This window comes from Megamonas sp. Calf98-2 (genome assembly GCF_900110235.1).
Lineage (GTDB): Bacteria > Bacillota > Negativicutes > Selenomonadales > Selenomonadaceae > Megamonas > Megamonas funiformis.
Window position 1 is genome coordinate 1 of sequence record NZ_FOCY01000044.1, and the last position, 11,608, is coordinate 11,608.

Below are 11,608 nucleotides of genomic sequence, written 5' to 3' on the forward strand. Positions count from 1 at the left end.
CAGATATTGGCTATAATGCCACTAAAAAGCAATATTATTATGGATTGAAAGGTAGCTTTGAAGTAGGAAGTGATGGACACATTTGGGCATATACATTGAGTAAAGCATCTAAACATGATATAAAAATGGTAGAAGATTTGTTAAGACAATATAGATGTCAATATATTTTAGCAGACCAAGGATATCTAAGTAATGAATTAAAAAAGAAATTGGAAAAAGAAGGAATATGGTTTTGGACACCATCAAGAAAAATATGAAAGAAAAGAAACAAGAAAATAGTAAATTTCTAAAAAAGAAGAGGAAATATATAGAGACAGTATTTTCTAAATTAGTAAATTTATTTGATATAGAAAGAATAAGAGTACAATCTATTTTAGGATTTCGATTAAGATTGGAACAATGTTTATTAGTTTATACAATAAAAAATGAACTAGCACAATGAGTTATAATATTATAAGACTAAATTAAATTTGAGGTTAATTATTATGGAAAATTCTCATGTACTCCAAATAACAGAACGCCATTTTTCTGATTTATACTTATGTTTTTGTGGCTTAGCTAAATGTGAACCTAATCACAGCTTTGGCCCTGGTATCCGCGATAATTATATCATTCACTATATAACTAAAGGCAAAGGAAAATATTATGTAAATAATGCTTGCTATGAATTATCTCAAGGTCAAGGATTTTTAGTTGAACCTCATTTGCAAGTATTTTATCAAGCTGATAAAGATGACCCATGGCAATATCTTTGGATTGGCTTTAATGGCACTAAAGCTATTCAATATTTAAATGATATCGGTCTTAGTTCTAACCATCTAACATTTCAATGCAATTATGGTGAAGAATTAAAACAAATTGTGCATAATATGCTAAAAAATAATAACTTTGCCACAAGCAATCAATTTTTGCTAGAAAGTCTATTATATTCTTTCTTCTCTATCTTAAGTAAAGATATAAAAACCATATTGCCGACTAATGACAACAATAATCTATATGTAAAAAAAGCCATTGAATTTATCGAAAATAACTACACTAATAATTTAAAAATCACTGATATTGCTAAATATGTTTGCATCACTAGAAATTACCTCTATTTATTATTTCGCAAACATTTAAATATTTCTCCCCAAGAATATTTAGCTAATTATCGCATAACTCGTGCTGAACAATTATTAAATACAACTACACTATCCATTGAAACTATATCTAATTCTTGTGGCTATCAAGACCCTTTAGTATTTGCTAAAGCCTTTAAAGCCAAAAAAGGTTTTACGCCTTCACAGTATCGCAAAAGTTTTTCTCCTAAAATATCTTTTAATAAACCTGTAAATAGAATGAAATAAAAACTATAAGTATTGCTCTTATAGTTTTTATTTAACATTTAAACTGATTTACTTAACAACACCATCTTTATTTTCATAAAATTCTCATATATAATAATTTATAGATATTAATTACGAAAAGCCATACATTCATATATTTATAAAGGAGCGTTTTTTAAGATGCAAATTTTATTTAATGAACAAAGCCGTACTTTTCATTTAACTAATGATAAAATTAGTTACATTATGACTGTACTTCCTAATGGTCATCTAAGCCAAGTATATTTTGGTAAAAAAGTACATGACAAAGCAGATTTTTCCTATTTAATTCAATCTTGTGCTCGTCCAACAACTTCTTATATTTCTGAAGAATTCCATAATATTATATCTTTGAGCCATATTCGTCAAGAATATCCTGTTTATGGTACTTCTGATTATCGTCAGCCTGCTATTGAAATTTGCCAGACAAACGGCAGTAAAATTTCCGACTTCCATTATCAAAGTCATTCTATCAGCAAAGGCAAACCAAAACTTGAAAATTTACCTGCTACTTACACAGAAAATGATGATGAAGCTCTCACTTTAACTATTCATTTACAAGACCCTGTAACTTTAGTTGAAATAGATTTACTCTACACTATTTTTGCTCAAAATGGCATTATCGCTCGCAGTGCTAAAATCTACAATCAGGGTAAAGATGATGTTCATTTAACAACAGCCATGAGCCTTTGCCTTGATTTACCTGATTGCGATTATGAATGGCTTCAATTCTCTGGTACATGGTCTAGAGAACGTCATTTAAAAGTGCGTAAATTAGAACAGGGTATCACTGCTATTAATTCCACTCGTGGTCATTCTTCCCATGAACATAATCCATTTATTATTTTAAAACGACCTACTACAGATGAGAATAAAGGGGAAGCTATTGGCTTTAGCTTAATCTATAGCGGTAACTTCTTAGCTCAAGCAGAAGTTGATACTCATGATGTTACACGCGTTTTAATGGGTATTAATCCAACTACATTTGATTGGAAATTAGAACCAAATACATCTTTCCAAACTCCAGAAGCTGTAATGATTTATACTGATGATGGCTTAAATAATTTAAGTCAATCTTTCCATAAATTATTCCAAAAACGCCTTGCTCGTGGCTATTGGAGAGATAAAGCTAGACCTATTTTAATCAATAACTGGGAAGCTACTTATTTCGATTTCAATGAAGATAAACTTGTAACTATCGCTAGCAAAGCTAAAGAATGTGGCGTAGAATTATTCGTATTAGATGATGGCTGGTTCGGCAAACGCACTTCCGATTATGCAGGTCTTGGCGATTGGTATCCAAATACTGACCGCTTACCAAATGGCATCAAAGGTCTTGCAGAAAGAATTGAAAATCTCGGCATGAAATTCGGTCTTTGGATTGAACCAGAAATGACTAATATGGACTCTGACCTCTATCGCAATCATCCAGATTGGATTTTACATGTACCTGGCAGACACTCTTCTGAATGTCGTCATCAATATGTTCTCGATTATTCTCGTAAAGAAGTAGTAGATTATATTTATAATTTACTCGCTAAAATCTTACGTGAAGCTAAAATTTCCTATATTAAATGGGATATGAACCGCAGTATTACAGAATGTTATTCCGTAGCTTATCCTGCTGATAGACAAGGAGAAATCTTCCATCGTCATATCTTAGGTGTTTACGATTTATATGAACGCTTAACTTCTGAATTTCCTCATATTCTCTTTGAATCTTGTGCTAGTGGTGGTGCTAGATTTGATCCAGGTCTTTTATATTATGCTCCACAAGGCTGGGCAAGTGATGACTCCGATGCTATAGAACGCTTAAAAATCCAATATGGTACATCTTTTGCTTACCCTATTAGCTCTATCGGCAGTCATGTTTCTGTTACTCCTAACCATCAAGTATATCGCTTAACACCTCTTCATACTAGAGCAAATGTTGCTTACTTTGGTACTTTTGGCTATGAGCTTGATTTAAATAAATTAACTCCATCTGAACAAGAAGAAGTAAAAGAACAAATTAAATTCATGAAAGAATATCGTGAAATTTTCCAATTCGGCACATTCTATCGTTTGAGCAGTCCTTTTGAAAATAATGTAACTGCTTGGATGGTAGTAAGCGAAGATAAAGAAACTGCTATTGTTGGTTGGTATCGTGTATTAAATGGTATAAATTTACCATATAGCAGAATTTATCTCCAAGGTTTAAATCCAGATTTCTGCTATCAGCAAAGTATTGATGGTAAATCTTATTTCGGTGATGAACTCATGAATATCGGTCTTGCAATTGATGATCCAAGTGCAGGTCAACCATATGGTGATATGGCTACAAGCTGTGATTTCGATTCTAAAGTTTATGTATTAAAAGCAATAAATAAATAAAATTTTAAGGCTTAGCTTTTCTTTTGATTGGCTAAGCCTTAAAATTTTTTATTTATCATTTAAGTATTCCTTTATAAGTTTATTTTTTTTATAATAATAATAAATTATATATTTTAGGAGGGTATACTTATGTCTTTTAACAAACAATTAAATTGGGCTGTTCTAGGTACTGGTGTAATTGCCAATGAAATGGCTCAAGCCCTACAAAACATGGGCAAAAAATTATATTCTGTTGGCAATCGCACACATAGTAAAGCCATCGATTTTGCTAAAAAATATGGCATCGAAAAAGTTTATGATGACTTTCATGATATTTTCACTGACCCTGATGTAGATATTATTTATTTGACAACTCCACATAATACACATTATCCATTCATGAAAAAAGCTTTAGAAAATCACAAACATTTATTTGTAGAAAAGTCTATTACTTTAAATAGTCGTGAATTAAATGAATGTGTTAAACTCGCTCAAGAAAATAACTTAATTTTAGCTGAAGCTATGACTATTTGGCATATGCCTATTTATAAACAATTATGGGAAATGATACATAATAATGAATTTGGTAAAGTACAGATGATTACTGTAAACTTTGGTAGTTTCAAAGATTATGATATGACTAATAGATTTTTCAATAAAAATTTAGCTGGTGGTGCTTTGCTTGATATCGGTGTATATGCTCTTAGTCTCACACGCAGTTTTATGCAAAGTAAACCGACAAAAATCTTAAGTCAAATGCTTCCTGCACCTACTAGCGTTGATGAACAAGCTACTATTTTATTGATGAATGAAGATAATCAAATGGCAACAATCGCTTTATCACTTCATTCTAAACAACCAAAACGAGCTATGATTAGCTGTGAAAAAGCTTATATTGAAATCATGGAATTCCCTCGTGCTAATAAAGTAGTAATCACAGATGCTGTTACAGGCGAAAAACAAGAAATCATCGTAGGTGATACGAAGAAAGCACTTCAATATGAAATTGAAGATATGGAAAAAGCCATTTTAGAAGAAGAAACTGCTCTTTTACAATTTACTTATACTCAAGATGTTATGGATATCATGACTAAATTGCGCCGTGAATGGAATTTAGTTTATCCAGAAGAAATGTAATATTTTTATCAAAAAGTCTTAAATATTTCATCAAAATAAATCTACAAAATAAAAGGGGTTCTATGTCTACATTTGCTAGTGATACATCAAAACGCAGTTTAAAAAACTGGATTATTGCACTTAGTATTTTATTACTTGGTTTAATCATTGCCCATTTGGGGATTTCTTTATTTTTATTATCCGAGCTTGGTACTGATACCTTCACTGTATTTATTCAAGGGCTAGCTCGAACATTTAATCTATCTGTAGGTACTTTTCACGTCATTATCTTATGTATCTTATTAGTCGTTATGCTTCTAACTACTAAAGGATATGTAAAACCGGGTACTATTTTATGCGCTTTTTGTGGTGGCCCTATCATTGATTTTTTCACATGGCTTTTAGGCGATTTTATCAATGCTGATTCCACCTTGCCATGGCGTATTTTAAGTATGATTTTAGGATGCGTTATCTTATCTATCGGCATGTCAATAGTCATCAAAAGCAACGCTGGTACTGGCCCTAATGATTTAATAGCCATTATCTTAACTGATAAATTACAAAAATTTCAATTCCGTTGGGTACGTATGACTTGTGATTTATTTTTTGTTATTTTAGGCTATATCTTAGGTGGTACTGTTGGTATAGGTACAGTCATAGCTGCTTTTTTAACTGGCCCACTTGTGCAGTTTTGGCTTCCTAAAAGCGAATTTTTAATTAAACAAGTTCTAAAAGAATAAAATTTAAAGTCTATAGCTTTCTTTTGCTATAGACTTTTATTTTGGCTAAAATTCTTTTTATCATATTCATAATCTCTAATTAAATCTATCATTACTTTCATCGAAGCAGTAACCCATTTATGTTTATGATAAATTAATTGTCGCCAGACCTTAAAAACTTCTGGAATATTGATTTTCACTAATCGCTGTTCTTCTAACTGTCTTTTTATCGTAAATTCTGGCAAAAAAGAAATGCCTGCATTTTTCTCTACCAAAGATTTTAAAATCTCTACATTTCCCAATTCTAAGAAAGGATTTATCTCCAAAGATTTAGAAGCTAAATATTCTTCTAAATGTCTACGATAACTCATATCTTTTTCTGTGAGTAAAAAATCTTCGCCTAATAAATCTTCTATTAAACAATTTTTTCCTGCTAATCTATGTTTAGGACTAGCTACAAAAAATACTTCTTCTTTCTTCTCCATCACAGTAACTATTTCTGAGGAATAAATTCTTTTATCTAGAGTATAGAGCAAATCTGCTTCATTATGTCTTAATTTATGAAATAAACTATCTGTACCAGCTGTATATAAAGTTACCTTTATCTTAGGATATAGTTGATGAAATCGTTCTAATATCTCAGGGAAAAAAGTATTAGCAATAGATTCTGCCATAGCTATTCTGAGTTCACCTGTTTCTATCGGTAAATTTTTCAATGCTTTTTTTGCATCTTCACTAGTTCTGATGATTTCATGAGCGTATTTTAAAAACGCTTGACCTGCATTGGTCAAGCGCACTGTTTTATTAATTCGTTCAAATAATAAAATATCTAATTCTTCTTCTAATTTTTGAATTTGTGCTGTAACAGTTGATTGTGAATAATTTAGTAAAATTGCCGCTTTCGAAAAACTGCATTGTTCTGCTACGTATAAAAAAGTCTTTAAATTTCTTAATTCCATGCTATATTTATTGCTCCTTATTATCTATCGAAAAAACTGAATTATATTATAGAAATTATCGTTTTTACAAATACTATGTACACAAGTTATAATTATAAATGATTTTTCTTAATAATTCTATAAAGGAGTTTTTTTATGGATAATATACATCAAAATGGAGGATTTAAAAGTAGTACAGGTTTTATCCTCGCTTGTATCGGTTCAGCTGTAGGTATGGGGACAATTTGGATGTTTCCTTATCGCTTAGGCGAATATGGTGGCGGTGCTTTTTTAATCCCTTATATTTTATTTTCTATCTTATTTGGACTTGTTGGTTTATCCGCTGAATTTGCCATTGGTCGTCGTGCTAAAACAGGTACATTAGGTGCTTATGAATATTGCTGGAGCAAAATTAAACAATCAAAATTAGGCTATTGCCTCGGCTGGATACCTCTTTTAGGCTCACTTGGTATAGCTATCGGTTATGCAATCATCATTGGTTGGGTACTCAGAGCTTTATGGTGGTCTATCACTGGTGAAATGTTATCCGGTCATCACGAAGTATTTTTACAAGAAGTTACTGGAGAATTCGGCAGTGTATTTTGGCATACTCTTGTTATTGTAATGACAGCTTTAATTTTAATGTTTGGTTCTACATCAGGAATTGAAAAAGTAAATAAAATTTTAATGCCTTTATTCTTTATTTTATTTTTAATTTTAGCTATTCGCGTATACTTTTTACCTAATTCCGGTGCAGGATATGAGTTTTTATTTACACCAAATTGGGAACAATTAGGACATATTGAAACATGGGTTATGGCAATGGGACAAGCTTTCTTTTCTCTATCAATCACAGGTTCAGGTATGATTGTCTATGGTACATACTTACCAAAAACTGAAGATATTCCTAAAGCTTCCATTCGCACAACTTTCTTTAATACTATAGCTGCTCTACTTGCTGCTTTTGCTATCATTCCTGCCGTTTTTGCTTTCAATATTGCACCAAATGCAGGTCCAACACTTATGTTTATCACACTTCCAAATATTTTTGCCCAAATGCCATTTGGTCAATTATTTGCTATATTATTCTTCGTTTCTGTAGCTTTCGCAGGTATTACAAGTCTATTAAATATGTTTGAAGCAGTAAGTGAATCCTGGCAAACAAGATTTAATCTTTCTCGCAAAACAGCCGTTACATTTTGTTCTATTATCGCTTTATTTATCGGCGTATTCATTGAAGCTGAACCAAAATTCGGCCCTTGGATGGATATTGTAACTATCTATATTGTTCCATTTGGAGCTGTTCTTGGTGCATTTTCTATTTATTATATTTTAGGTTACAAAGAAATCCGCCAAGAATTAGAACTTGCTAGAAAACCTCTCAGTGCTTACTTTGGAATTACAGCTAAATATATCTATGTACCATTAACAATTATAATTTTTGTTCTCGGAATTATTTACGGTGGTATCTAAAATAAAAGAGTCAATAAGCAAAAAACTTATTGACTCTTTTTTATGGATAAAATTATTAAAATGAAGGGTAGCTATTTTATTTTTCATCAATTGCTATTTTAGCATTTGCATGTAATTCTTCTGTTATTTCTTCTTTATCTGCATAATTTTGTTTTCTTGAACCATACATGACAAAATACATAACTAGACAAATAACAGACATCACACCAGTTAACATATATAAACCTTCAAAGCCAAGCATTGGTCTTAATACACCGAGAATATAAGGGCTAACGCCAAGACCTAAATCCAAAGCTACAAAATATGTGGAAATAGCGACACCTACACGATGATTTGGTGTTAATTTTATACAAACGGCTTGACCATTAGACATAAATGTACCATATCCTAAACCTACAAATACACCAGCTAATAATAACATCCAAGCAGTTTGTGTACCACTTAATAAGAATAAACCTATTGCTAAGCAGACAAAGCAAGGATACATAACATAATTTTCACCTTTGGCATCAAAAATAATACCAGTTATAGGACGAGATATAGTGATTACTACAGCATAGACAACAAAGAAGAAAGTACCTGCTTCTACTAAATGAATTTCTTGTGAATAAGCTGCTAAAAAGCTCAATACACTTGCATAACAAAAAGCAACCCAAAAACCTATGAAGGAAATTACAGATACTTTGCTTTCTACAAAATTATTTACAGAGATTTTGCGAAGTTTAGCTTTTTCATCTGGAGAAAGTTCAAGCTCTTTGATATTGAGGAAGAAACAACCTATTACACATAAAACAATTAAACCTACACATAATTCAATGATAGCTGTAAAAGAAGTTCGTGTCATCATGAACATGCCAATAAATGGGCCAACAGCGGCAGCTACACTTGTAGATAAACCATAATAATTTATGCCTTCACCTTTACGTGAAAGAGGTATACAGCTAGCAATAATTGTGCTTGTCGCTGTGGAAACTACACCATAGGCAAAGCCATTTGCTAAACGAATAATATACATTATCATTAAATTTGGTATATAAAAATAAAAAATAGTAGTTATCAAATATAAAGCCATACCAGTATACAGCATTTTCTTTCTACCAAATAATTCAATTTGTTGTCCTGCCAATAATCTAGCAATCAAAGTACCGACAATATAGATACCAGAAGCAAGACCTGCTTCAGCTAGACTAGCATTTAAATCATTTTTAGCAATGACAGCAATTATTACCATCAATAAATAATAAATCAAATAAACTAAAAAATTAATACCAGTGTCCAAAAGAAAATCCTTTGTCCACAAACGTTCTTTAGAAGAACTACTCATGCTCTCATCTCCAAAATCTTAATTAAAGGATAGTTCATATTGTATACATGTGTTTTACATTTGTATAGCTTAAGATATTAATGAGAGTCATCAATTATTTTTATCTAAAATTAATCAAAATTTATCTATTTTGCTGATATAAATCCAAAATATAATCCACAAAAATCTCCATACTTTTAATTTTAGGATTTTCATGTTTATACAATAAATACGAAGAAAAATTAAGTGGTTCTAATAACTCATAATAGTCATTTGTAATACCTAATTCCTGTAAAAGACGCTTTGATATCAATGTTGCTACTTTATTATGCTTACAATAATGAATGATAGCGTATGGTGTAGATAATCTAGCATCAATATGTGGATGTATTTTTAATTTGACAAAATAATCCTCTAAGGCATTTGTCATAAAATAATCTGGCGAATGTGTAACTAATGGATATCTTTGTATAATATCATCTGTTATTTTATCTTGCGTAAAATCCAAACATGGTGCATAATAAACAAACTCATCTTTGCAGAATAATTTCTTTTCACAGCCATCTACATGCATTTGAGGCAATAAAAAAGTAGAAGCAATATCAATTTGACCACTATCTAATTTTTTTAACATGGATTTTGCTTCTAGATTATATACATTAAAGCAGATATTATTATCATTATGTTGTTTAAAATAGCTGATATGTCTATTCATTAAAATATCTCCCATAGACATCAAAGCACCTATATTAATATATACTGCTTTTCCTGCAAATTTTTGTAATTCATCAATAGCTTCATCTAATTCATCAATTATCGGTATGATTTTTTGCAGAAAAAATTCGCCTTCTCTAGTTAAATCACTGCCACGATTAGAGCGAGTTATCAACTGTATATTGAGCATTTCCTCTAATTTTTTCATTTGAAAACTAAATGCTGATTGAGTTATATTTGCTCTATGTGCTGCAGTTGCAAAATTGCGCACTTTTCCATAGATAATAAAATTTTCTAATTGTTGAATGCTAGGTCTTTCCTGCATATTGCCACCTCACGTTAAAATTTTATCTTCTATTATATACTATATTGGTATAACATCAAATAAGAAACTAAAAAAAGCAAAGTGATACTATTGTTTATATTATCCTTTGCTTTTTTTATTAAATTTTATTTATTTTTCATTATATACGTTTAGATAAATTTTTCCATGTAGTTTTAGTTAAAAAACTTTCTTCTACCTGTGCTTCTAATTGTAAATAACGATGATATGGCATACTAAATGACAAAATATCTTTATCTATACATTTTCTAGCTGACGGGTCAGTCAATCCAATCGTACATTTTATACTATTTTCTTCAAAATGTTTTAAAGCAAATAAAATGGATTGTGCGCAACCTGCTCCAAATCTTAACTCCACATTATCCTGAGTATCTTGGTCATAATTTGCTAAGACTGTAAGCGCTGATAATTGGTCAGCATTTACTAAAAATACAATTATTTCTGGTTGATTTTCATCTGTTACCAATTCTAATGGCTTGAAGACCACATATTTTTTAGAATTTATTTTTGGTACATTCACAATAAAATTTCTTGCAAGTTCAGGATTTTTCTTATAACATTCTCCTTCTCTGCCATCATTTGCTCCTGTGGATAAAAAATATTCTATATATCCTAAATCATATGCCTTTAATCCAAGACCTGCTCTACCACCCATACAGGCAGTTGTCTCTTGTGAAAAAATCGCTGTTTTGCCTTTAGAAGCTGCATTTAACATAGCTATCACACAGCCCCAAACACCTTCTTTAAATTGCAGTACATTATCTTCTTTTATATCCGTTCTATATACTGCGATTGGCTGATTTTTTAATTTTATCGCTTTTGCTATTTTACTATACATTATTTTTCACCTCGCTAAAATTTATCTTCTATCTAAAATTATACTATGAATAATAGAAAAAATAATAAAAAAGCAGGTTTTTTTTATCTTTCTTGTTGCATCTTATACCATATCTAATACTTGCTTTAGTATTGGTCTTTTCGATATTTTATAACTTATTATTTCTCCGTTATATAAATCTATTATTGGTGATAAGTATATTTTTTCATTACATAATGCAAATTCTGTTACATCTGTTGCCCATTTTTCGTTTGGTTTTTCTGCTTTGAAATTTCTATTTAATATATTTTTAGCTATTTTCCCTTCTTGCCCTCTATACGATTTATATTTCTTTGCTCTTACTTTGCATGTTAAATTTTCTTCTTTCATTAATCTCATAACTACTGTATGATTGATTTTTATTCCCTGTTTATGCAGCTGCATAGTTACTCTTCTATATCCATATCTT

The 11,608-nt window shown here is 30.7% G+C and carries 10 protein-coding genes and 1 pseudogene; 6 read left to right on the top strand and 5 right to left on the bottom strand.

Translation table 11 applies throughout. The features are described from left to right. The 5 genes from BMX03_RS11440 to BMX03_RS10330 form a co-directional block, all read left to right on the top strand. A partial coding sequence (locus tag BMX03_RS11440) for a transposase (RefSeq protein WP_255361486.1) occupies positions 1-257 on the top strand: 257 nt, incomplete at its 5' end. Positions 258-485: 228 nt separating this feature from the next. Next, positions 486-1,346, top strand: coding sequence for an AraC family transcriptional regulator (locus BMX03_RS10315; RefSeq protein ID WP_015562723.1), 861 nt, complete (start codon positions 486-488; stop codon positions 1,344-1,346). A gap of 159 nt (positions 1,347-1,505) precedes the next feature. Continuing rightward, positions 1,506-3,737 (top strand): alpha-galactosidase, encoded by a 2,232-nt coding sequence (locus BMX03_RS10320; RefSeq protein ID WP_091695256.1) that lies wholly within the window; start codon positions 1,506-1,508, stop codon positions 3,735-3,737. A gap of 129 nt (positions 3,738-3,866) precedes the next feature. Further along, positions 3,867-4,853, top strand: a complete 987-nt coding sequence (locus BMX03_RS10325) for a Gfo/Idh/MocA family protein (protein ID WP_091695259.1) — start codon at positions 3,867-3,869, stop codon at positions 4,851-4,853. A 62-nt stretch (positions 4,854-4,915) separates the two neighbouring features. Next, a complete protein-coding gene (locus BMX03_RS10330; RefSeq protein WP_091695262.1) occupies positions 4,916-5,572 on the top strand; it encodes a YczE/YyaS/YitT family protein in 657 nt (218 codons plus the stop codon). A 26-nt stretch (positions 5,573-5,598) separates the two neighbouring features. Here the strand turns inward: BMX03_RS10330 and BMX03_RS10335 are convergent, their stop codons facing one another. Continuing rightward, positions 5,599-6,510 (bottom strand): LysR family transcriptional regulator, encoded by a 912-nt coding sequence (locus BMX03_RS10335; protein ID WP_008538568.1) that lies wholly within the window; start codon positions 6,508-6,510, stop codon positions 5,599-5,601. Between the two features lie 135 nt (positions 6,511-6,645). Here BMX03_RS10335 and BMX03_RS10340 point away from each other — a divergent pair, with 135 nt between their 5' ends. Continuing rightward, positions 6,646-7,962 (top strand): sodium-dependent transporter, encoded by a 1,317-nt coding sequence (locus tag BMX03_RS10340; protein ID WP_075555254.1) that lies wholly within the window; start codon positions 6,646-6,648, stop codon positions 7,960-7,962. Between the two features lie 76 nt (positions 7,963-8,038). Here BMX03_RS10340 and BMX03_RS10345 read toward each other — a convergent pair whose 3' ends face one another. From BMX03_RS10345 to BMX03_RS10360, 4 genes and pseudogenes are all read right to left on the bottom strand, one after another. Next, positions 8,039-9,286: an MFS transporter gene (locus BMX03_RS10345; RefSeq protein ID WP_008538572.1), complete on the bottom strand. Its 1,248-nt coding sequence runs from the start codon at positions 9,284-9,286 to the stop codon at positions 8,039-8,041. 121 nt (positions 9,287-9,407) lie between these two features. Beyond that, positions 9,408-10,304 (bottom strand): LysR family transcriptional regulator, encoded by an 897-nt coding sequence (locus BMX03_RS10350; protein ID WP_091695265.1) that lies wholly within the window; start codon positions 10,302-10,304, stop codon positions 9,408-9,410. A gap of 139 nt (positions 10,305-10,443) precedes the next feature. Next, positions 10,444-11,160 (bottom strand): DUF169 domain-containing protein, encoded by a 717-nt coding sequence (locus BMX03_RS10355; RefSeq protein WP_022228643.1) that lies wholly within the window; start codon positions 11,158-11,160, stop codon positions 10,444-10,446. Between the two features lie 105 nt (positions 11,161-11,265). After that, positions 11,266-11,608: pseudogene (locus BMX03_RS10360) on the bottom strand (IS3 family transposase); the annotation flags it as partial.

Bases quoted from the DNA above. Each gene is read 5' to 3' on its own strand.
- BMX03_RS10330 (WP_091695262.1), top strand. From the start codon at position 4,916: ATGTCTACATTTGCTAGTGATACATCAAAACGCAGTTTAAAAAACTGG.
- BMX03_RS10335 (WP_008538568.1), bottom strand. From the start codon at position 6,510: ATGGAATTAAGAAATTTAAAGACTTTTTTATACGTAGCAGAACAATGC.
- BMX03_RS10340 (WP_075555254.1), top strand. From the start codon at position 6,646: ATGGATAATATACATCAAAATGGAGGATTTAAAAGTAGTACAGGTTTT.
- BMX03_RS10350 (WP_091695265.1), bottom strand. From the start codon at position 10,304: ATGCAGGAAAGACCTAGCATTCAACAATTAGAAAATTTTATTATCTAT.
- BMX03_RS10320 (WP_091695256.1), top strand. From the start codon at position 1,506: ATGCAAATTTTATTTAATGAACAAAGCCGTACTTTTCATTTAACTAAT.
- BMX03_RS10315 (WP_015562723.1), top strand. From the start codon at position 486: ATGGAAAATTCTCATGTACTCCAAATAACAGAACGCCATTTTTCTGAT.
- BMX03_RS10355 (WP_022228643.1), bottom strand. From the start codon at position 11,160: ATGTATAGTAAAATAGCAAAAGCGATAAAATTAAAAAATCAGCCAATC.
- BMX03_RS10325 (WP_091695259.1), top strand. From the start codon at position 3,867: ATGTCTTTTAACAAACAATTAAATTGGGCTGTTCTAGGTACTGGTGTA.
- BMX03_RS10345 (WP_008538572.1), bottom strand. From the start codon at position 9,286: ATGAGTAGTTCTTCTAAAGAACGTTTGTGGACAAAGGATTTTCTTTTG.